At 62.1% G+C, this 23135-nt stretch carries 14 protein-coding genes; 9 read left to right on the top strand and 5 right to left on the bottom strand.

What is annotated here, in order from left to right:
• Positions 1-494: 494 nt before the first annotated feature.
• Together O1A05_RS03685 and O1A05_RS03680 are read left to right on the top strand one after the other, a co-directional pair.
• Positions 495-8000 carry a DUF7507 domain-containing protein gene (locus tag O1A05_RS03685; RefSeq protein WP_270106725.1) on the top strand — a complete coding sequence of 2502 codons (7506 nt, stop codon included), beginning with the start codon at positions 495-497 and terminating at the stop codon, positions 7998-8000.
• Entirely contained in the window at positions 7997-8422 is a 426-nt protein-coding gene (locus O1A05_RS03680; RefSeq protein WP_270106724.1) for a hypothetical protein, read from the top strand. Before O1A05_RS03685 ends, O1A05_RS03680 begins: the two co-directional genes overlap by 4 nt.
• A 119-nt stretch (positions 8423-8541) precedes the next feature.
• Here O1A05_RS03680 and O1A05_RS03675 read toward each other — a convergent pair whose 3' ends face one another.
• From O1A05_RS03675 to O1A05_RS03665, 3 genes are read right to left on the bottom strand one after another with little or no spacing between them, the layout of a single operon-like run.
• Entirely contained in the window at positions 8542-9024 is a 483-nt protein-coding gene (locus O1A05_RS03675; protein ID WP_270106723.1) for a pyridoxamine 5'-phosphate oxidase family protein, read from the bottom strand.
• Between the two features lie 55 nt (positions 9025-9079).
• A complete protein-coding gene (locus O1A05_RS03670) occupies positions 9080-10474 on the bottom strand; it encodes a cryptochrome/photolyase family protein (protein ID WP_270106722.1) in 1395 nt (464 codons plus the stop codon).
• Entirely contained in the window at positions 10471-12045 is a 1575-nt protein-coding gene (locus O1A05_RS03665) for an SDR family oxidoreductase (protein ID WP_270106721.1), read from the bottom strand. The genes O1A05_RS03670 and O1A05_RS03665 overlap by 4 nt, the downstream gene beginning before the upstream one ends.
• A 128-nt stretch (positions 12046-12173) precedes the next feature.
• On the opposite strand from O1A05_RS03665, the gene O1A05_RS03660 reads away from it, so the two are divergent.
• From O1A05_RS03660 to O1A05_RS03650, 3 genes are read left to right on the top strand one after another with little or no spacing between them, the layout of a single operon-like run.
• The gene (locus tag O1A05_RS03660; protein WP_270106720.1) at positions 12174-13184 is read left to right on the top strand and encodes a carbohydrate kinase family protein; all 1011 of its coding nucleotides are present in this window, start codon (positions 12174-12176) and stop codon (positions 13182-13184) included.
• Positions 13181-14164, top strand: coding sequence for an HAD family hydrolase (locus tag O1A05_RS03655; RefSeq protein WP_270106719.1), 984 nt, complete (start codon positions 13181-13183; stop codon positions 14162-14164). The genes O1A05_RS03660 and O1A05_RS03655 overlap by 4 nt, the downstream gene beginning before the upstream one ends.
• 35 nt (positions 14165-14199) lie before the next feature.
• Complete coding sequence (locus O1A05_RS03650; protein WP_270106718.1) at positions 14200-15054, top strand: glycerophosphodiester phosphodiesterase family protein; 855 nt, start codon at positions 14200-14202, stop codon at positions 15052-15054.
• 14 nt (positions 15055-15068) lie between these two features.
• On the opposite strand, the gene O1A05_RS03645 is transcribed toward O1A05_RS03650, so the two are convergent.
• A complete protein-coding gene (locus O1A05_RS03645; protein WP_270106717.1) occupies positions 15069-15764 on the bottom strand; it encodes an 8-oxoguanine DNA glycosylase OGG fold protein in 696 nt (231 codons plus the stop codon).
• A 138-nt stretch (positions 15765-15902) separates the two neighbouring features.
• Positions 15903-16928 (bottom strand): LCP family protein, encoded by a 1026-nt coding sequence (locus tag O1A05_RS03640; RefSeq protein ID WP_270106716.1) that lies wholly within the window; start codon positions 16926-16928, stop codon positions 15903-15905.
• Positions 16929-17282: 354 nt separating this feature from the next.
• Between O1A05_RS03640 and O1A05_RS03635 the strand changes: the two genes are divergently transcribed.
• The 4 genes from O1A05_RS03635 (at position 17283) to O1A05_RS03620 (ending at position 23133) form a co-directional block, all read left to right on the top strand.
• Positions 17283-19076 carry a glycosyltransferase family protein gene (locus O1A05_RS03635; protein WP_270106715.1) on the top strand — a complete coding sequence of 598 codons (1794 nt, stop codon included), beginning with the start codon at positions 17283-17285 and terminating at the stop codon, positions 19074-19076.
• Between the two features lie 26 nt (positions 19077-19102).
• Positions 19103-19897, top strand: coding sequence for a hypothetical protein (locus tag O1A05_RS03630; protein WP_270106714.1), 795 nt, complete (start codon positions 19103-19105; stop codon positions 19895-19897).
• 129 nt (positions 19898-20026) lie between these two features.
• Positions 20027-20464 (top strand): hypothetical protein, encoded by a 438-nt coding sequence (locus O1A05_RS03625; protein WP_270106713.1) that lies wholly within the window; start codon positions 20027-20029, stop codon positions 20462-20464.
• Complete coding sequence (locus O1A05_RS03620; RefSeq protein ID WP_270106712.1) at positions 20461-23133, top strand: glycosyltransferase; 2673 nt, start codon at positions 20461-20463, stop codon at positions 23131-23133. Before O1A05_RS03625 ends, O1A05_RS03620 begins: the two co-directional genes overlap by 4 nt.
• Positions 23134-23135 lie beyond the last annotated feature (2 nt).

Here is a 23135-nt window from a genome sequence, read left to right as displayed (position 1 = left end):
TTCCTGGGTGCTCCCTGGCCTTCGGCCCTGTGTAGGCTGTGTGAGGACTTGCTCATCGAGCGGTAGCGCTGCGAATTTTCCGATTCGGGGGCGTGAAACCGTATGACACAGGGAGACGCATGACGCTTCGCGGGCGAAAATCACGATCGCTGAAAAAAGCCCTAGCTGCCTTCGCAACGGCAGCAGTCGTGGCTTCCGGTCTGGTCGTGGCTGATGCGACGGTAAGTGCGCCTCCCGCTCTCGCCGCTCCACTCCTGCATTGCGACGGTTCAGGAATCTATACTCAAAATGCCGGTGGTCAGGTCCGTGAGTTCATAGCCACTGACGGCGAGTTCACTCCTACAGGAGAATTTCAGGTCACAGGTCAGCAGAACAATGGGCTGGGTGTTTCCGGGGATGGCCGATACCTTTACTCTATTCAGAACGGCACTGCTGGAGCGACTAAGCAGTTATCGATCCATGATCGTCTTACCGAACGGACCCAGACTCGCAACTTGGGCGATGCGAACGCGCCGGCCAGCCTCATCCGAGGAGCGGTAAACCCGACGAACGGCCTCTATTACTATGGCGGTTCCGGAAGTCCCGCCTACCTGGGGGTATACAATCCGAACACTCAGTCGGCATACCGGGTAGGCAATATCCCAGGCATTGGTAATCAGAATGGCGATTTCGCCTTCACGGCCGACGGGCAACTCATCGTCGTGGCTAACGCGAACGTCTACGCTGTAGACGGGGCGGTGCCAAGCACGCCGGGCAATCAAACCTTGAATTTAGGCGATCCGATCGCCCAGCTTCCTGCTGGCACTCTTGGCAACGGAATCGCATTCGGTAACTCGGGCAATATCTTCGTCTCGACCTCGTCCCAACTGATCGAGATTGACCTGGCCACAGGCCAGACGGTCAATACCTACAGCAACCCGAATACGGCGTCTGGATTCACCGATCTGGCGAGCTGTGGTTTCCCGAATACCGTCCAGCTCGAAAAGGACATCGATGCCGAGCGGTTCGCGCCGGGTGACCAATTCGAGCTCGTCGTCGACGCTCCCAGCCGTGGTAATTCCGGCGCTCGACTCGGCGCAGTAACGACGTCCGGCAATCAGACTGGACGCCAATCATCATTCGCTGGCCCATACATCACCGCTAACGGTGAAGTGTTGAATCTTAGCGAGGTCGGTGCAGGCAGCACTGACCTGGGCTACTACAACTCCGATCTCGTTTGCTACGACGCGGCCGCAGGCAACGCCCCGGTCGACGTTCGCGGCGAGGCCCCGAACTGGTCCATTGACCAACCTGACCGTCTCGTGGGATCGACCGTCGTTTGTACCGTGACAAACACCTCGCTGGGGAAATCTCTCGAACTCAACAAGGTGTCCGACCCGGTGTCAGGGACTGCCGTCAACGCGGGAGATGAAATTACCTACACGGTGACAGCAGAGAACACCGGCGCAGTCGCCATGGACTTCGACGTGACAGATGACCTGTCGGATGTGCTGGCCCACGGCACCATTACTGACGAAGGATATTCCGCCAGCATTATCAACGCGACCGGCGACACAACACCTGCCGAAAATCAGCCGACGGTCGATGGGTCTCAGCAGCTGATTTGGGGCGGCAATCTTGGTGTGGGTGAGGCGGTCACCATAACGTATACGGTGGTGGTGAGTAGCGACGCCGCCGGCCAGATCCTGAATAACGCAGCCAACGCCTCGGCAACACCTCCGAATGGTGGCACCCCTCCCACCGACCCCGCCGAGGTCACGACAAACCACCCCGTGAATGTTCCCGGGTTCGAACTCAACAAATCGGTTTCCCCGGAGTCAGGTGCCGCGGTCAACCCTGGTGACACACTTGAATACAGCATCGAGGCCTCTAACACCGGTGGAACTCCGCTGACAGATGTTGAAGTCAATGACGACCTCAACGAGCTCCTCGAGCTCGGCAGCGTCGATGAAGGCAGCATCACGGCAACCATCAATGGTCAGCCTGCAGAGCCTGAAGCCATTCTCGAAGACGGCTTGCTGAGCTGGACAGGCACCCTAGCCACAGACGAAACCCTCACCATCACCTTTGAATTCACAGTCGGTGCTAACGCTTCAGGCGAGACGCTGGCTAACTCGGCATCAGGTACGGCGACTCCTCCCGGCGGAGAGACCATCACGCCCCCCGATGTCGTCGTGGAAAACCCTGTCAACTCGCCCGGTTTCGAACTCGAAAAGAACGCAAACCCGCCAAGCGGTGAGCGAGTGAACCCCGGTTCGGAGATCACATACACCGTGACTGGCTCGAACACGGGCCAAACTCCACTGACCAATGTCGACGTGGTTGACGATCTCACCGGAGTGCTCGAGCACGCCGAATTGATCGACGGCCCGACCGCAACCATCGATGGTGTCGAAGTTGATGGCCTGACCTTCGAGGACGGGGTCGCTAACTGGAGCGGTAGCCTGGCCTCAGGCGAAGAACTCGTGCTCAGCTACACGGTCCGGGTCAACGACGACGCTCAGAACCAGACGCTCACCAACACCGCCAGTGGTTCCGCAACGCCTCCCGGAGGCGGCGACCCGATCGACCCTGTGGATCCGGACAACCCGCCGACGACCGAGCACGTGGTCAATGACCCACAGATCGAGCTCGTCAAGAGCGGTGAGCTGAGCATCGACAGTGAGAACGTGTCCCTCGGTGATGTGATCGACTACGAGTTCTTCGCGACGAACACGGGCAACGTGACTCTGAGCGATGTGGTCATTACTGATCCGTTGGATGGTTTGAGTGACCTCTCGTATTCCTGGCCTGGTGAGGTGGGAGTGTTGGCTCCGGGTGAGTCGGTCACGGCCACGGCCACATTGGTGTTGACTCAGGAGCACATCGATAACGGTCTTGTGCACAATACGGCCACGGCGGAAGGGACGCCGCCGCCGGTCTACAATCCTGAAGATCCGGGGACACCGACTCCGCAGGATCCGGTAACCGAAGACTCGACCGTGGTCACGCCACTTGACCCCGCACCATCGATCGATCTGACGAAGTCCAGCCAGTTCACGGATGTCAACGAGTATCCGTCCGCCGGAGACACCGTTGAATACACGCTGATCGCGACGAATGACGGAAACGTGACGCTCACAGGAGTGTCCATCACCGATGGGCTTCCGGGCTTGGAAGACGTTTCCTACAACTGGGAGAACGCGACAGAGGAAGGTGTTCTCGCCCCCGGTGAGACCGTGGTGCTGACCGGTACGTACACGCTGACTCAGCAGGACATCAACGCTGGTGCGGTGCTTAACGTGGGCTCCACCGAGGGCACACCTCCGAACGTGAAGGATCCTGAGGATCCAGAAGGCCCGGGTGTTCCGGCTGCTCCCGTGAACGATGAGGACCCCGAGACCGTCCTCGTTGATCGAGATCCGAGCCTCTCTCTGGAGAAGCGCATTGCTGATGACCAGGAATTCGCTGAGGCTGGCGATACGGTTGTCTACGAGTTCGTCGTGACGAACGACGGAACCACGAGCCTTTCCAATATCAGCATCTCTGATGACCTTCTCGGGACCGATGCTCAGTACACCTATTACTGGGACGAGAGCACTGCAGAAGTCGCGGGCACCCTCGAACCGGGTGACTCGGTTCGGGCAACCGCTGAGTACATGTTGACTCAGGCTGATTTGGACCTAGGCTGGGTGCGTAACATCGCGACCGCCGAGGGAACTCCGCCACCGACATTTGATCCTCAAGATCCTGAGAACCCGGTTCCGAGCGATCCGGTGGAGGCTCCGCCGGCTGAGGAAGTGACTGTGTTGCCTCCGGTTCCTGGTTTGGAGTTGGAGAAGTCTTCTGAGCTTGTTGGTGATGTTGCTGTTGGTGAGTCGGTGCAGTATTCGTTTACTGCGACGAACTCGGGCAACGTGACGCTCACGGGTGTGTCGATTACTGATCCGATGGTGGGTCTGAGTGAGCTGTCGTATTCCTGGCCTGGTGAGGTTGGGGTGTTGGCTCCGGGTGAGTCGGTGACTGCCTCGGCCACGTACGTTCTGACTCAGGCTGATGTGGATGCTGGTGTGGTGGTGAATGCTGCTACTGCTGAGGGCACTCCTCCGCCGAGTGTTGATCCGTCTGATCCTGAGAATCCGGTGCCGAGTGATCCGGTGGAGACGCCTCCGGCTGAGGAAGTGACTGTGTTGCCTCCGGTTCCGGGAATCTCGTTGGAGAAGTCGAGCGAGCTTGATGGTGATGTTGTTGCTGGTGAGTCGGTGACGTATTCCTTCGAAGCGATGAACACGGGCAACGTGACGCTGACTGGTGTGAGCATTTCTGATCCGTTGGATGGTTTGAGTGAGCTTGTGTATTCCTGGCCTGGTGAGGTTGGGGTGTTGGCTCCGGGTGAGTCGGTCACGGCCACTGCCTCCTTGGAGTTGACTCAGGAGCTCATCAATAGCGGTTGGGTTGAGAATGAGGCGTTGGCTTCGGGTGTTCCGCCGCTGACGTATAACCCGGAGGATCCAGAGAATCCGATTCAGCCTGATCCAGTGACTGATGATTCCACGGTGATCACTGAGCTGGAGTCGGATCCATCGATTGAGGTGGTGAAGTCTGGTGCTCTTGCTGGGCAGGCTGCTGCTGGTGAGTCGGTGGAGTACACCTTCACGATCACGAACATGGGGAACGTCACTCTGAGTGATGTAGTGCTGCAGGATCCTTTGCTGAGTGATGATCTCGTCGCTATTGATGAAGATGCTTGGCCTGGTGCTGTTGGTGTGTTGAATCCGGGTGAGTCTGTGGAGGCGTCTGCTTTCTACGAGCTGACTCAGGCTGATGTGGATGCCGGTTCGGTGGTCAACCTGGCTGCTGTTGAAGGTACGCCTCCGCCGGTGACTGATCCTTCAGATCCGGGGAACCCGGTGCCGAGTGATCCGGTCAATGATGAGGATCCGGCTACCGTCGTGGTTCCTTCGGGGCCTGCGTTGCAGTTGCAAAAGTCCAGTGATCTGGTTGCTGATGTTGTTGCTGGTGAGTCGGTGACGTATTCCTTTGAAGCGACGAACACGGGCAACGTGACGTTGTCTGAGGTGAGCATCTCTGATCCTCTTGAGGGTCTGAGTGAGTTGTCGTATTCCTGGCCTGGTGAGGTTGGGGTGTTGGCTCCTGGTGAGTCGGTGACTGCTTCGGCCACGTACGTTCTGACTCAGGCTGATGTGGATCGTGGTTGGGTTCAGAATGTTGCTACTGCTGGTGGTACGCCTCCGAATCCGGAGGATCCGCCGGTGGAGGCTCCGCCGGCTGAGGAAGTGACTGTGTTGCCTCCGGTTCCTGGTTTGGAGTTGGAGAAGTCTTCTGAGCTTGTTGGTGATGTTGCTGTTGGTGAGTCGGTGCAGTATTCGTTTACTGCGACGAACTCGGGCAACGTGACGCTCACGGGTGTGTCGATTACTGATCCGATGGTGGGTCTGAGTGAGCTGTCGTATTCCTGGCCTGGTGAGGTTGGGGTGTTGGCTCCGGGTGAGTCGGTGACTGCCTCGGCCACGTACGTTCTGACTCAGGCTGATGTGGATGCTGGTGTGGTGGTGAATGCTGCTACTGCTGAGGGCACTCCTCCGCCGAGTGTTGATCCGTCTGATCCTGAGAATCCGGTGCCGAGTGATCCGGTGGAGACGCCTCCGGCTGAGGAAGTGACTGTGTTGCCTCCGGTTCCGGGAATCTCGTTGGAGAAGTCGAGCGAGCTTGATGGTGATGTTGTTGCTGGTGAGTCGGTGACGTATTCCTTCGAAGCGATGAACACGGGCAACGTGACGCTGACTGGTGTGAGCATTTCTGATCCGTTGGATGGTTTGAGTGAGCTTGTGTATTCCTGGCCTGGTGAGGTTGGGGTGTTGGCTCCGGGTGAGTCGGTCACGGCCACTGCCTCCTTGGAGTTGACTCAGGAGCTCATCAATAGCGGTTGGGTTGAGAATGAGGCGTTGGCTTCGGGTGTTCCGCCGCTGACGTATAACCCGGAGGATCCAGAGAATCCGATTCAGCCTGATCCAGTGACTGATGATTCCACGGTGATCACTGAGCTGGAGTCGGATCCATCGATTGAGGTGGTGAAGTCTGGTGCTCTTGCTGGGCAGGCTGCTGCTGGTGAGTCGGTGGAGTACACCTTCACGATCACGAACATGGGGAACGTCACTCTGAGTGATGTAGTGCTGCAGGATCCTTTGCTGAGTGATGATCTCGTCGCTATTGATGAAGATGCTTGGCCTGGTGCTGTTGGTGTGTTGAATCCGGGTGAGTCTGTGGAGGCGTCTGCTTTCTACGAGCTGACTCAGGCTGATGTGGATGCCGGTTCGGTGGTCAACCTGGCTGCTGTTGAAGGTACGCCTCCGCCGGTGATTGATCCTTCAGATCCGGGGAACCCGGTGCCGAGTGATCCGGTCAATGATGAAGATCCGGCTACTGTTGTGATTCCTTCGGGGCCTGCGTTGCAGTTGCAGAAGTCTAGTGATCTTGTTGGTGATGTTGTTGCTGGTGAGTCGGTGACGTATTCCTTCGAAGCGACGAACACGGGCAACGTGACTCTGAGCGATGTGGTCATTACTGATCCGTTGGATGGTTTGAGTGAGCTCTCGTATTCCTGGCCTGGTGAGGTGGGGGTGTTGGCTCCGGGTGAGTCGGTGACTGCCTCGGCCACGTATGTTCTTACTCAGGCTGATGTGGATCGTGGTTGGGTCCAGAATGTTGCTACTGCTGGTGGTACGCCTCCGAACCCGGAGGATCCGCCGGTGGAGGCTCCGCCGGCTGAGGAAGTGACTGTGTTGCCTCCGGTTCCTGGTTTAGAGTTGGATAAGTCTTCTGAGCTTGTTGGTGATGTTGCTGTTGGTGAGTCGGTGCAGTATTCGTTTACTGCGACGAACTCGGGCAATGTGACGCTCACGGGTGTGTCGATCACTGATCCGATGGTGGGTTTGAGTGAGCTCTCGTATTCCTGGCCTGGTGAGGTGGGGGTGTTGGCTCCGGGTGAGTCGGTGACTGCCTCGGCCACGTACGTTCTGACTCAGGCTGATGTGGATGCCGGTGTGGTGGTGAATGCTGCTACTGCTGAGGGCACTCCTCCGCCGAGTGTTGATCCTTCTGATCCTGAGAATCCGGTTCCGAGTGATCCGGTGGAGACGCCTCCGGTTGAGGAAGTGACTGTGTTGCCTCCGGTTCCGGGGATCTCGTTGGAGAAGTCGAGCGAGCTTGTTGGTGATGTTGTTGCTGGTGAGTCGGTGACGTATTCCTTCGAAGCGACGAACACGGGCAACGTGACTCTGAGCGATGTGGTCATTACTGATCCGATGGTGGGTTTGAGTGAGCTCTCGTATTCCTGGCCTGGTGAGGTGGGGGTGTTGGCTCCTGGTGAGTCGGTGACTGCCTCGGCCACGTACGTTCTGACTCAGGCTGATGTGGATGCAGGAGAAGTGGCGAACACTGCCTGGGCCACAGGCACGCCGCCTGTGGACCCTCAGCATCCCGGGGAGCCCGTTTCTCCGCTGCCTCCTGTGGATAGCACCGTGACTGTGCCCTTGGTAGCGAACCCGTCGATCGACCTGGAGAAAACTGGGGAGTTCGAGGGGGCGGCTAAGGTCGGAAACTCGGTGACCTTCAACTTCACGGGAACGAACACCGGGAACGTGACTCTCACGGATGTGAAGATCGACGATGAGTTGGAAGGGCTGGGAGATCTGGAATACAACTGGCCCTCGGAGCCTGGAGTCCTGACTCCGGGTGAGTCGGTGGAGGCGTCTGCTTCCTATAGGCTGACGCAGGCTGATGCCGACTCCGGCGAGGTTCACAACATTGCGACCATCTGGGCTCAGGATCCCTCAGGGATCCCGGTGTCCGATGACGATTCCGTGACGATGAAACTGGGCGCACTGGCAGTGACCGGATCGTCGGGCATGATCATCGCTCTGGTCCTGGGTTCGATGCTCCTGTTGCTTGGTGCGATGCTGATCCTGATGAGAAACTTCCGACGAAAGGAATCCGTATGAGATTCACCCGAATCTTGACTGTTGCAGTAGCGGCCGCGGCAGCCACAACCCTGGTGGCTTGCAGCGGTGGCGACGACGTCAACGATGCTGCAGCGAACACGGACGCCGGCGAACAGAAGGTCATTGAAATGCCGGACCAGCCTGGCTCCGTGGAAGGTTACGTTGGAGCAGCAGACGACGCGGAACTCGTGACATGTGATCCGCAGGGTAGCGCCCTAGAAGTGGAAGGTACCGTGACTAATCCTGAGTCAGATGACCAGGACTACCGCGTGTATATCTCCGCTATGGAAGGTGGCGAGACCATGGGCATCGTCCAGGTGGATGTCTCAAACGTGGCGACTGGCGAGACTGCTGAGTGGTCAACCGAGATGGCGTTGACCGGAGACGACCTTGAATGCGTGCTTCGCGTGGAGCGGTTCTAGGGAGCTTGATTCTCGCTCGCTGTCGTGGAGTTCGTAGTGAGGGCTCTGCCGAGATCAACCGTGATCTTGGCAGAGCCCTCGTGCTCCCCACCTGTCAGGCGGAAGCTTCTCACGGCTGCTTAGAGTTCGACGGTGCCGCTGGTGCCGTCCGGTTTCTTGCCGGTGATCTTGGCGCCGATCAGCTTCAGTGTCGATCCCACGGCGCCACCGGGCACGCCCCAGAACTGTGCTGAATCGCCGGTGACCTTCAGCAAGGTCACGTTGGGATCCTGGCGGCCCTGCTCGAAGTAGGCGCCCGCCTGCTCGGTCCAGAGTTCGTCGATCTTCGCCTGGTCGTCGACGAATTCTGCGGTGCCGGCTAGCGACAGCCACGAACCAGCTTCTGCGAATGCAAGGTTCACCTGCGGGTTCGCCCGGATCGCCTGGGATTGATCGCTGTCTCGGCTAATGATGAACCACACCTCGGCTTCATCAGTAACCTGCTGAGGAGTCATCGGGTGCGAGACGATCTTCCCCTCGCGGGTGGCGGTCGACAACATCACGAAACGCTCTGAGCGCATCACGTCGAGCACGGTCTCGCGATTCAGGGTCTGTTCGGACATCAGAGTCTCCTTTGTTGAGGGGCGAACGTCGTGCTCACGCTACACACGCCGGAGATCAACCGGAACCTCCGCGGAGCTGCTGATATTCAGCCAGCGCCTGCTGCCGCGAGGCTCGAAGATCGACCAGGGGATCGGGGTAGTCCTCCGAGCCGAATTCCGGCACCCACCGCCGGACGTACACGTCGTCCGGATCGAATCGTTCGCGCTGGCGTTCGGGGTTGAAGATGCGAAAGAACGGGGCGGCGTCCGCGCCGGAGCCGGCCACCCATTGCCAATTGGCAGGGTTGGACGCGGCATCGGCGTCCACGAGCGTGTCCCAGAACCACGCTTCGCCCTCGCGCCAGTGGATCCCGAGGTTCTTCACCAGCAGGCTGGCCGCGGCCATGCGGACCCGATTGTGCATGTGTCCGGTCTGCCAGAGTTCTCGCATGCCCGCATCGACGAAGGGAAAGCCGGTCTCACCTGCGGACCAGGCACGAAAGACATCCGGTTCTTGAGCCTGAGTCCGCCACGGATAGGCGTCGAACTGAGCGCGGAGATTCTTCTTCGGAAGGTCAGGGAAGTGGTACAGCAAGTGCCAACAGAACTCGCGCCACCCGAGCTCATTGCGGAAGGTCGACGCGCTGGGTTCGTGATCGAGGTCGGCGGACGCCACCCACGCGGAGAGCGGACTCATCTGTCCGAAGCGCAAGTACGGAGACAAGAGTGATGTGCCCTGCACGCTGGGCACATCACGGGCCCGGGTGTAGATATCCCCTTCCTGCTGGACGAACTCTCTCAGCCGCTGTTGACCACCCTCCTCCGTAGGGGTCCAGTGATCACGCAAGCCGCCCGCCCAGTCGGGCCGGGTGGGGAGAAGGTCGAGGTCGTCGACGGCGCCGAGGCTGACGCCCGCCCCTGCCAGGCTGGACTGCACACTGGAATACTCGGCCATCGGCTGCGGAATGGGCAGCAGCTCGCGCAGGGGCCGGTCGCTGAGGTTCTGATAGAACGGGGTGAAAACGCGGTAGGGCCCACCTCCTCCGGTACTGATGGTCCAGGGTTCCTGTAAGAGTGACCCGGGAAAACTGTGGGCTGTGAACCCCCGTTCGCGGAGGTCCTCCTTCACGCCGGCATCGGTTTCGCGCTCGGGGCCGCCATAGCGTCGCGTCCACACCACGCCGGTGCTGTTGGTCGCCTGCGCCACCTTAGGGACCTGCTGAGCAGCGGTACCGCGACGGATCAGTAGGGGAATCCCCAGGTCACGTAGCCGGTCTGCCAGCGATGAGTGTGCGTGGTGTAGCCACCAGCGAGCGGCACCGCCCAGAGGGCGGATGCCCGGGGTCTCGTCATCCAGGACATAGAGGCCGACGACATCCCCGTCATCGCCGGCGGCGTGCACAGCGAAGGTCAGCGCTGGATGGTCTTCGACGCGCAGATCGTCTCTGAACCACAACAGGGTGCGTGTCATGATCGTTCCTCACCTGCCGGGGGTCTGGCGTCGTGATGGGACGTTGCTGCGGCGGTGGCGACGATGCGCTCCAGCATGGTGGGGAAGATGAACCGATGGAACGGCGCCATGGAGTACCAGTACAGGGTGCCGCGCACGTTCGTGGGGTAAAACACCGCCCGCTGTGCCAGCTCGGTGCCTTGCTGACTCTCGCGCACCGTGAACTCCAGCCACGCCTCGCCCGCGACCTTCATCTCGGCGCGCAGCGTCAGAGAACGCCCCGGCTCCAGGTCCACCACGCGCCACCAGTCCACCGGGTCGCCCACGCGCAACACGTCGGGCAGTCGTCGCCCGCGATTCAGGCCGGCCCCGCCCACGAGCTTGTCCCACACCCCGCGCACCCGCCAGGCCAGCGGCCAGGAGTACCAGCCGTTGGTTCCGCCGATGCCCTCGATCACCCGCCACACCGCCTCCGCTGACGCCTCGGTGGTGGTCACGCTGCGGGCGTCCTCGTACACCGGGTGACCCGCCCACTGGGGATCGTTGGGCAGGCTGGCCGCCGCCTGATCCAGGGGCCCCACATCGGCATCCCAGGTGGTGTCCACGGCCCCTTCCCGTTCCCGGCGCAGGGCCAGGGTCACCGCCTCCTCGAACGTCAAGAACCCGGAGGCTGGCGGCGGAATCAGCTCATCCACCCGGCGATCCCCGGTCACCGCGTCGAGCTGCAGCGACTGCACCAGCGGGATGGTCAGGCTCATCGGCAGCGGGGTCACCAGCCCCACCCACATGCCGGAAAGGGTGGGCGCCGGGATAGGCAGCGCGATAACGTGCCGGGGCGCGAGCCCGGCCACCTTCGCGAAGGTCTTCATCACCTGGGCGTAGGTCAGTGTCTGACGGTTGCCCACGTCCAGGGTGGCGTTGATGCTGCCCGGGACATCCGCCGCGGCGAGCAAATAGTAGAGGACGTCGCGAATACCCAGCGGTTCCACCCGGTTCGCCACCCAATCCGGTGCCGGCATGAGCCGCAGCGTGCGGGCCAGGTGCCGAATCATTTCAAAGGAAGCAGAGCCGGAGCCGATGATGATGCCGGCCTGGAACGCGATCGTGTCCACGGGACTGTCCAGCAGGATCCGCGCGACGGCGGCCCGGGAGCGCATATGCGGTGAGAGCTCGGCGCCCTCGGGGTGCAGCCCGCCCAGGTACACGATCCGCTGCACCCCCGCCTCGTGTGCGGCAGCCGCGAGGCGTTCGGCCGTCTGCGCCTCCTGCTCCTCGAAGTCGCTGCCGCCACCCATGGAATGCACGAGATAATAGATGACGTCCTGATCTTCCAGCGCCTCGGCCAGCGCCGGGTGCTGCCGCGGGTCCTCATCCAAATCCACCTGGTGCACCGTCACCTCGGCACCCCAGGGGGTGGCGCGCACCTTCTCCGGGGACCGCACCGCCACGCTGACGTCGTGCCCGGCCTGCAGCAGGCGCGGAACCAGGCGCCCGCCGACGTATCCGGTCGCTCCGAGCACCAGCACGCGCCGCGGCTGCGGGCTGGGCGTGATGGACTCCTCGCCCAGGCGCTGCTGTTCCTTGTCGTCCACCGCTGCCTCGCTTCCTTCTCGGGTTCTGCGATCGTGTCATCCCGCACCCGGTGCGGACCAGGGCTGAACCCCCGTGGTCTGAGGTCAATCAGGGGCTACGAACGGGTCAGTAGGGTACCGTTTAACGAGTGAGTGACTATGTGGGCGTGATCGGTGAGGCACTGGTAGATGTGGTGGTTTCGGACACCGCTGTTCCCCGAGCTCACCCCGGCGGGAGCCCCCTGAACGTCGCGGTGGGTCTGGCCCGTCTCGGCGAGACCGTGCTCTTCGCCGGACGCTACGGCGCCGACGAGCACGGCCAGGTCATCCAGCGCCACCTGGAGACCAACCAGGTCCACTCCGTGCTCGACGCCGATGAGCTCTCCTCCTCCGTCGCCACCGCCCGGCTGGACCCCACCGGTGCCGCCACCTACGAGTTCGACCTCGACTGGACCCTGCCCGGCCCCGACGAGCTGTGGGAGCGCTTCCGCACGGTCATGGATCAGCTCGACGGTCAGCAAGACCTCGCCCACCTGCACATGGGCTCCATCGCCACCATGCTCGCCCCCGGGGCGGCGACCGTCATGGAAATGCTGCGCCGGCTGCACCCCACCGCCACCATCTCCTATGACCCCAACTGCCGGCCCTCCATCATTCCCGACCGGGCCGCCTCCCGCGCTCGCGCCGAAGAGTCCGCCGCGCTCGCGGACGTCGTGCACGCCTCCGATGAGGACTTGCACTGGCTCTACCCGGAACTCACCCTCCAGCAAATCGTGGTGAACTGGCAGGCCCTTGGCCCGGCCATCGTGGTGGTCACCCGCGGTGCTACTGACATTCTCTGCGCCACTGCCGAAGGCACCTGGGAGCAGCCCATCGTCCCCGTGGAGGTCGCCGACACCGTGGGCGCCGGAGACTCCTTCACCTCCGCCCTGCTGGTCGCCCTGCACGATCGCGGCCTGCTCGGTGCGGCACAGCGTCCCCGCCTGCGCGAGCTGCCCCAGGCCGAGGTGGCCTCCGTGCTCGCCTTCGCCGCCCAGGCCGCGGCCATCACCTCCTCGCGCCCCGGTGCTGACCCGCCCTCGCGCGAGGAACTCGACGCCGCGGTCGCTGCCCACCCCAACACCGGCGACACCGCGGACGGGGCCCGGAGGCGCCCGTGAACCCCCAGCGCCCCCGTCCCTCCTCCCGCGCGTCCTCCAGCATCGCCGGTGCGCCCACCACTGGACTGAGCCCGCACGGCGCCCACCTGGAGCGCTCCGCCGCCGGTCACCCTGTAGTGCGTCCCAGCCTGATCGCCACGGATCTGGATGGCACCGTCATTAGCTACCGCCACACCCGCACCGGCCACATCTCCCAGCGCACCATCGAAGCCTTCACCGCCGCCCGCGAGGCCGGCATCCAGGTCGTCTTTGTCACCGGGCGACCCATGCGCTGGCTCTCCGGGCTCGCCGACACCCTCGGCCAGGCCGGACCCATCATCTGCTCCAACGGCGCGGTGATCTACGATGTCGTCGCCGACAAGGTCATCGAAGCTCACCCCATGGCCGGGGAAACGGTGCGCACCGTGCACGAACTCATCAGCGCCTCCGTGCCGCACACCAGCTTCGGCCTGGAAACCCTCAGCGGGTTCGTCATGGAGACCGAGCTCTACGAGTCCAGCCGCCGCTCCCGGCGCCAGCACCCGGAATCTCCCGACGACGACACCGCCGCCCCCGAGTTCACCCTCGCCGACCCGGTGATCAGTGCACTGGGCGAGCACCCCGAAGTGGTGAAGTTCCTGGTCAAGGCCGCCGAGGTGCAGCCGGACTCGTTCCTGGCTACCGTGCGCGGCCTCGTCGGAGAGCTCGTCTCCGTCACCCACTCCGCCCCCGGACTGCCGCTGCTGGAGATCAGCCGACCCGACGTGAACAAAGCGCTCACCCTCGCCGACTACACGAACTCCCTCGGGGTTGCCGCCGAAGAAGTCGCAGCGTTCGGCGACATGCTCAACGACCTGGAGATGATCACCTGGGCGGGCACCGGCTATGCGGTCGCCTCGGCGCACCCTCAGCTGATCGATGCCGCCGATGCGGTGGCCGGCGCCTGTGATGACGACGGCGTGGCCCGCGCCATCGAGCACCTGATCACCCTGCCCACCTGATCCACGTCACCCGAGTCCCGAAAGGCTGGACGATAATGCCCCGCTACCTCACCGACTCGCTCCCCGGCCGACACGGCTGGCCCCTGGCCCTGGCCCACCGCGGCGCCGACCCGCGCCGGGAGAACACCTTGGCCGCGTTCAGTGCCGCAGTCGACCGGGGGTTCGGTTACCTGGAGCTGGACGTGCGCACCACCGCTGATGGCGCCGCCGTGGTCTTCCACGACGAGACCCTGGAGCGGATCACAACCGGTCACGGGAACCTCTCCGACCACACCTGGGCCGAGCTCGGCCAGTTCCGGGTGGTGGGGGAGCACCCTGGTGAGCCTGGTTCAGGCGCCACTGGGGAGCCGCTGCTGCTGTTCGAGGACCTGCTCGCCGCCTACCCGCACATCCACCTCAACGTGGACCTGAAGGACGCCGCCTCAGCCGAAGCGGTGGCCTCCGTAGTGCACCGGCACGAGGCGTGGCATCGGGTGCTCGTGGCCTCTTTCGACGACGCCCACCGGATCGCCTACCGGGACCATGCCCGCCGGCTGACCGGGCGCAGCGACCTGCCCATCGCCCACTCCGGGGGAGTCCGTGCGGTGGCCACCCTCGTGTTCACTCACCGACTGCCGCTGCCGCTGTTCCGCAGGGTCGTCGAGAGGCTCCGGCGTGACGTCGATCTGCATGCGGTGCAGGTGCCGGTGCGCTCCGGGCCGATTCCGGTGGTCACCGCCCGATTCGTGGAGCGCTGCCACCAGGTGGGTCTGGCCGTGCATGTCTGGGTGGTGGACGATCCGGCCGAGATGGAGCGGCTGCTGGCCCTCGGTGTGGATGGTTTAGTTACCGACGACGGCGCGGCGCTGGCCGAGGTCATGGCCGCCCGCGGCCACTGGCCCCAGCGGTAGCGGGACGTTTCTACCTAGCGGCTCACGGATAGCTCGAAGATAGCGAGCTCGACCTGAGCGCGAGTGCGGTTGTAGGGTGCTCCCCAGGCATCGAGTAGTTCGAGGTAGCTTTCGTAACTCCGCGTGGAGCGTGGCTTCAGACGGATTGCCCCCTGGTCCTCAGTGTTGCGAGCGATCCAGCTGGAGACGCGCGCATCGAGGATGGGTGCTGCTTCCGACCCATCGAGGGCATCCTTCATGGAGGCAAAGTAGAGCCACTTGGTGAAAAAAGCACCGCCCAGATACTTCACTTTCTTCTCGTTGTTCATGAGGCGAAATGCTTCGAGCGCATCGTCTTTTTGAGCGGCAATGGCTCCCTCACGGAGCTTCTGGGATACGGTCGGGTCAATCGCCGCGTTGATATTCTCGCGCTTCCGGATACCGGTCAAGATCGATCGCGCACGGAAAGGGCCGTAGCCGCCCGGGCCGCCCCAGATGAGCACGGGAATGAAAGCGCCCAGGACTTGGTCCTTCGCTAGCTTTTCCTGAACGATTTTACGAACCACTTCACGGTCGAGAGTTTCGGGGAGGGCTTCGAGGGTAGCCACCACTTCTGGAGCATCTTCCACGGCACGGATCCAGGGCTCTTTGGTCCACTTGAACGCCTCCTGCGATTCGAGTTTTCCATTGAGGCGTTGGGCCAGAGTATCGGGAATCTGAGGGTGAGGCATGCGGTACTCCTGTATTCCGTGGGGCGTGCCCTGACTGAACAAACACTGATCAGCTGCTTGTTACCTCCACAGAATACGTAACCGCCGACAGTCGTGTAAGAGCCGGGCTACAAGGTATGCCGCAGGTCAGTCAGCGGCTCAGTACGCGGCGGGCTCGTAGCCCACCAGGTCATCCTCTGCGAAGCGGGTGCGCACGTTCTCGAGTTCATCCCAATCCACGTACACCACAGACTGACCGCCGCCTTCGCGGCCCGTGCCGTTGGTGGGCAACGTGAAGCTGGAGATATCCGAAGCCCGCGTGGACGACATGGAGGAACCCAACTGGATCATCTTCGTCAGGCCCAGCTCATTGTCCAGAGCCACGTACGGGGTGGTGGCGCCGATCAGATCAGAAAGCTTGCCCGGATTGGTCATCGTCTCGCGGGAAAGTACCTGGCCGGCCATAGACTGCAGGAACAGCTGCTGGTTGGCCACGCGGCTGTAGTCGCCATCCGAGAAGGACTTGCGCTCGCGGACGAAGGCCAGCGCCTCGTCGCCGGTCAGTGTGATCTCGCCGGCTTCGAAGGGGATGTTCACCGGTGAGGAAGCGGTGAAGGCGCGCGGGTTATTCACGGTGACCCCGCCCAAAGCATCGGTGATGTTCTTGAAACCGTTGAAGTCCGCCACAGCCACATGGTCGATGCGCTGATCGATCAGTCCCTCCACGGTCTGCACCATCAGCGGCACGCCACCATAGGCCATGGCAGCGTTGACCTTCGCATTGCCGTGACCGGGGATCTCCACCCACGAGTCACGCATGATCGACATGATCTGCACTGAATCTCGGTCGGAAGGAATATGCGCCACCATAATCGTGTCGGCGCGGCTGCCCAGGTCAGACAGCAGAGAAGTTGAAGTGTCCGCGCGTGTATCCGAACCCAGCAACAGAATGTTTAGCGGGGCGTCTTCGCCTTCCGGTGGTTCCACCGCGGCGGGGCGCAGGGACTCTTCCGGGAAGGCGTTGTCAATGGTCTCGATATCGCCGAGTCGGCCGAAAAGGCTCCACGCGATAAACACGATGGCACCAATGAACAGCACCAGCGCGATGAGAATCGCGATCAAGCCCTTGCGGCTCTTCTTCCGCGGGCGATCACGGCGGGGAGTGTCCATTAGCGCGTCGGTCATGCCCCTTAGTATCGCATAGGCGCGCCGTTACGCCCGGGTCATGAGGTGCTTGACGAGGGTGAAGCCATCGACGAGATATTCCACTTTGTCCGCTGTGAGGTAACCCTTCTGCGATAGACTCCCCGGTGAATCGACTTCATATGAGTGAATCGGCGCGTGAGCACCAGCCGGTTCTTCCCCTGGTCGATGAACTTATTGGACGAAACACGAGGGGCTCCCAAAACCATGCCGACTCCGCTCAAGCGCCTTCGAAAAGGCCTTTGGCACTGGCGCCAGGGCGGCTACTCTCAGTTTCGAGAATGGCGACGGCGGAGCAAGTACGTCCTCCCTTATTACGGGGTTCAGCAGCCGACCGTGGGCTCGTCTCCCCAACGCATCGACGAGTACTATCCGGCGGTCTCCCCGCTGCAACGGCCGAAATCTTTCCCCGGATTACGTGTGGGAGTCATTCTTGACGAATTCTCGCTGGCCGCCTGGGGACCCGAGTTCGAGATGGTGGTGCTCACTCCGCAGCGGTGGCGTGAAGAACTGGTTCGCGAGCCCATTGATCTGCTCTTCGTTGAATCGGCGTGGGCCGGCAACGGTGGCGCCTGGCAGTACCACCTCACCGGCACGACTGCACCACGTCCTGCAGTCCTCGAGCTCGTTAACTACTGCAAGGCCATGGAAGTGCCCACGGTGTTCTGGAACAAAGAAGACCCGCCGCATTTCGAGGACTTCCTGCCCACGGCGAAGCTCTTCGACGTGGTCTTCACCTCGGACTCCAATCTGATCCCGAAGTACAAGGAGCTTGTCGGTCACGACCGGGTGGACTCCCTTAGCTTCGCCGCCCAGCCCTCCATTCACAACCCGGTGCGCATCAAGGGCTTGCACAAGCAGAACGACATGGCCTTCGCGGGCATGTACTTCTCCCACAAGTACGAGAAACGCCGCGAGCAGATGCACATGTTGCTGGGCGCAGCGGTGCGGGTTTTTGAGCGCGGGGTCTACTCCTTCGACATTTTCTCCCGCCACCACGGCGGTGACGAGAAGTATCAGTTCCCCCAGCCGTTCAAGAAGCACGTGGTCGGATCGCTCCCGTACGAGAAGATGCTCGCGGCCTACCGCGCGTACAAAGTCTTCTTAAACGTCAACTCGGTGACGGACAGCCCCTCGATGTGCGCGCGACGTGTCTTTGAAATCGTCGCCTCCGGTACTCCCGTGGTCTCCACGGAGTCGGCTGCCATCCCGAAGTTCTTCCGGGACAATGAAGTGCCGGTCGTGCGTGATGAAGCCACCGCTGCCTACACCTTGCGGGCCATGCTTAACTCCTCGCAGTTGCGAGACCGCACCGTGCACCGGGCCCAGCGCCGTATCTGGGAACAGCACACCTATGCGCACCGCACCGCGAAAATTCTGAAAACCGCTGGTCTGCGAGTTGATTCGCCTTTCCTTTCGGACCCCAGCGTCAGTGCCATCGTTTCGACCAATCGGCCGCAATTCCTCTTCCAGGCCATTGACTCCGTGGCCGCGCAGAAGGACAAGGATAACCTCGAGCTGGTGTTGCTGACTCACGGCTTCGACGCGCAGAAAACTGAGCTGGAAGCCTACGCGCGTGATCACGGGATCGAGAATTTCACGCTGTTGCACGCGCATAAGAACGACTCCCTGGGTGTTTGTCTGAATCGCCTGGTCAAGGCCGCTGACGGCGATGCCATCGCCAAATTTGATGATGATGATTTCTATGCCAGCCATTACCTCTCTGACAGCATCAACGCCCTGAAATACTCTGGTGCTGATCTCGTGGGAAAGCTGGCGGTCTACATGTACTCCCAGACCGACGACGCCATCGTGCTGCGCAATCCCGGTCAGGAGAACATGTTCACCAACTTCATCGCCGGAGCCACCTTCGTAGGCAAGGGCGATCTGTTCCGGAAGGTTCCCTTCTCCCCGGTCCGTCGTGGTGAGGACACCCGCTTTCTGAGGTCTGCCGAGGAACGTGGAGCGCGGATCTATGCCGCTGACCGCTTCAACTTCATGCAGATGCGTGGAAGCCATAGCCACACCTGGGATGTTGAAGACGTTGAGCTCTACGCCAACGGCATCATCGAGTCATACGGCATGAACGCTCGGCACGTCGTGGTCGATGACGATTTCCACGACAACTGAGCGCTCCAAGAATTCGAGGAACCAGAATGCAGAACACCCCTGCAGCCCCTGCCGCTCAGATTTCAGACGCACCCACCGCGAGACGCGAGGCCCTCGCTGAGGCAACGCATCTGTGGGATTCCGGGCACCGAGTGTCATCACTGGAACTCTTGCGGCGCACCCGAGCCACCCTGGGGAACAACGCCAGCATCCTCATCGAGTATGGGGCGCAGGCTTTTCTGCAAGGGCATGTGTGGGCGGCCCGGGAAGCGCTCCACGATGCGGTGGACGCTGACCCCGCTCACTTGGATGCCCTTGAGTTGTTCCAAGACATCAACCGGGATCTCCCTTCGGCCAAAGGTGCGGCGACCCAGCCGTTGATGACCCTTGCCGAGTCTCTGCCGCTGGGTGCTGATCGAGATGCCGAGGCGGCTGCTTTCCTGGTGCCCAGCGTCGCTCTGGTAGACGCGGTGAACCGTGGCATTCGAACCCTGAAGCGCAGCGAGGACCCGGTGGCGCGTCAGATCAGCCTGCTGTCGACGACCCCGCTTGAGCGCTGGGACGAGCTCGAAGAAGAGGTTTCCGGGGACATTGCGGTGCGCGCACGCTTGGTGCTGGACCTGACCTTGGGCAACGTGGACGCCGCAGCGGTCACCCTCGAGGAGGTCGCGGACGACGGGGTGCCCCGTCGCTCCGTGCGCCAGGCCATCCGTCAGGCACAGCGGCTCGGAAACCACGAGCTGGCCCGGGAGCTGCTGGTCCACTACCGCCGCTCCGAATCGCACACGCCCCAGCTCTCGTCCGCCGTGCGTGACGCCTTGGAGTTCCACCTCGACCAGTGACCTGAGAGGGTGCCGCCGCCTTCGGGAATGCACACAAGGGGGCTGGTATCCTCAGATTTCAAGGAGAATTCAAGGTTTTCTACCGGATTTCTCCCCGCAACGATTCCCAGATCAGATCTTGGAGTGAGCTTGACCGCCGATTCATCTACGCACCTGGACACCGCAGCCGCAGAGACAGCCAACGTGGTCGCAGACCTGGTGACCCGCGTGGAGGAGCTGTCCCAAGAACTGCTCACCGCGTACGGACGCGAAGAAATCCTCATCAAGCAGGTGGACGCGTTGCAGACGCACGATCAGCAGACCACCGCTGAATCGGCCACCGCGGCAGCGTTGCAGAGCAAAGTGGAGAACCTCGAGGCGCAGAACGCCGATCTGCGATTCGAACTGTCCTCGGTGCGTGTTGCCGCAGCCGCCGCACAGGCGGAGCTGCAGGCACTACGCCGGGGCGATACGTCAGCCAACACCACGGCGAAGAACAACTCAACCTCTCAGGGGGGTGACTCGACGCTGAAACGCCGCTATCGCCAGCTGCGTCGCCGAGTAGCTCGCGTGGTGCGTCCCTCATGAACGCGGTGGACACCGCCGACCTGCGTGCCGGCACCCTGGCGCAACGACTGAGATCTATCGCTCAGCGCAAGCACGAGCTCGAAGCACTGCGCGACCACCACCGAACACTCTCGGCTCACGTGGCCTCCCCCTATTTCCGCCACGCAACCGAAAACGGCCAGGAATCACCCTGGCCCGCTGCGAGCGCGCAGGACTACTGGGAACGCCAGCAGGCGGTCGCAGCACCAGCACAACAGCAGGTGAGTGCCTGGCTCACCGAGGCGGAACAGTTGCCAAGTGTAAACCCACCGCACTGGGATCGTCCGTATTCCACCCGCATCGGCATCATCGCGGATCCGGAGTTGTTCTCCACGCTGGAAGGCTCCGTTGAGCTGGTGGCGATCACCCCGGAGAACTACGCGCAGCATTTGACTGAGATCGATCTCTTGCTGGTTACCTCCACTTGGGTAGGCGTCGACGGTGCCTGGTCCGGATTGGCCGATCTGCGCTCGCCCCTGCGCGACGTGGTGGTGAAATCCATCATGCGTGGAGCACGCGATCGAGACATTCCTGTTGCGTTCTGGTCCACCGAGGATCCCCTCGGATTCACCCACTTCCGACGCTTTGCTGTCCACGCCGATCACGTCTTCACCACCGCGGCCGAATCGGTCCCGGCCTACGAGAAGATCTTGCGCACCGGTACCCCGGTTCACGTGCTGCCTCTGGGGATCAACCCGAGCCAGCATCACCCACTGGGATGCATGCGACACGAGGAGCAGAGTTTCCTGCTCTCTGGTCCCTGGGATCGAAACGAGTACCCCGAGCGACGCTTCGCCGGTGAGCGCATTCTCGACGGGCTGGTCCGAGCGGGGGCAGATCTCACTATCTTCGACACCCTGCTCGGGGACACTTCTGTTGGCTTGGATGCCCGCTACCCGGATCGCTTCCTGCCTCACGTGCATCCTGCACTGTCAGGGGAAAAGACTGCTCAGTTGCAACGACTGCTACCCCTGGGAGTGGCGCTGAACGCCGACGCCGAAAGCCAGACGGCATTCGACCGCCGCATCCTCGAGCTGCAGGCCTCCGGGACCATAATCCTCGCGAACTACAACGCCGGCGTGAATACTCAGTTCCCGCACGTGCAGATGCCCGACGGCCCCGTCGATGTGGCCCAGATCGTGGAGCAGCTGTCGCCCAAGACCATCCGCGAAGCCCAGGTCGCCGGCATCCGGGCGGCCTTCAGTTCCAACACCGCAGCCGACCGCATCGGCCAGCTCCTGGATGCAGTGGGTCTTGACGCGCAGCAACTCCGCCACCGTGTGCTCGTCAGCGGGCTCAGTGAGGCAGAGTTCGCCACCTTCGTGGAGGGTCAGACCTACCGAGGCCCGATCGAGCACATCCCTTCGGGTCAGGACGATCAGGTCCGTGGCTCCGAAGGCGGGGATGTCCATGTGCGGCTGACCTCGACAAGCAACGTCGGGCCGAACTTGATCACCGATATCGTCTGCGCCTACCGCTATTCGGACGCCGATGCGGTGACGGTCCACCGCCTGGATTCCGAGGAGCCGGTGTACGAGTACCTCGACGATGTACCTGCCACGGGAAACTCACCGCGCGCTGTCTGGCTCCGAGAAGGCCAGTCCCTGGCCGGCGCTGAGGCCAGCACCAACCAGACGCTGAGCATTGCCTCGGACGCGGTGCTGGCCCACCGAACAACAGTGGATCCGCTCCCCGAACCCGAGCTGTCCATCCTGGTGCCGATCTACAACAACGGACCCCATCTGCGGGATAAATGCTTTGAGTCGCTGCGTCGCTCAAGCGTATTCCCGAACGCGGAGATCCTGTTGGTCGATGACGGCTCCACGGACCCCGAGACCATCAGGATCGTTGACCAGCTGGAAGCGCAATATGCGAACGTGCGCGCCTATCGATTCCCACCCGGCGGATCCGGCAGCGCCTCACGACCCCGCAACAAGGGCCTCGACATGGTCCGTACCCCGTACGTGACCAACCTCGACCCGGACGATGAGCAGAGCAACGACGGCTATGCACGTCTGCTCGAGTTGGTTAAACAGGACGACTACGACTTCTCCGTGGGCAACGCGGTGGTCCAGCACAAGCGCCGGGTCGAAATCGATCACGCGAAGATGCTGCGACCACTCGTCCACGAAGACGGCACTGTGGTCGAGGGCGCGCTCTCGCGGCTCAACTATGCCCCGGTGCGCATTCAAACCATCGTGGCACGCACCGAGTGGTTGCGCGGCCTGGGCATCACCCAGGTCGAGGGCTGCCAGGGCCAGGACACGTTCTTCTTCCAACAGCTCTTCCACTCGGCACGGAAGATCGCGATCACGGATGAGATCGTGCACACCTACTTCGCCGCCGTGCAGAACTCAGTGGTGAACACCGTCGGGATCGGCTTCTACCGCAAGTACGTGGAGCTGGAGCGCTCGCGGGCTGCGTGGCTCGCTGAGGTCGGTTTGCTGGACCACTACAACGAGACCCGCCTGGAGCCGTTCTTCCGGAACTGGTTCATCGGCAAGCTGCCTAGGGTGGCGGAGAAAGATCTGCCGGAATGCCGCCGCATCATCCGCCAGCTGGGGTCTTTCTATCGTGCCCCCGACGAATGGAACGACCCCCGGCTGAGGGAGTTCTTCAGCCCCGAAGCCGCTGCGCAGGACGAGGACTGATC

Source organism: Citricoccus sp. NR2 (assembly GCF_027594385.1).
Lineage (GTDB): Bacteria > Actinomycetota > Actinomycetes > Actinomycetales > Micrococcaceae > CmP2.
This window is presented reverse-complemented; position numbering and strand designations above follow the sequence as displayed.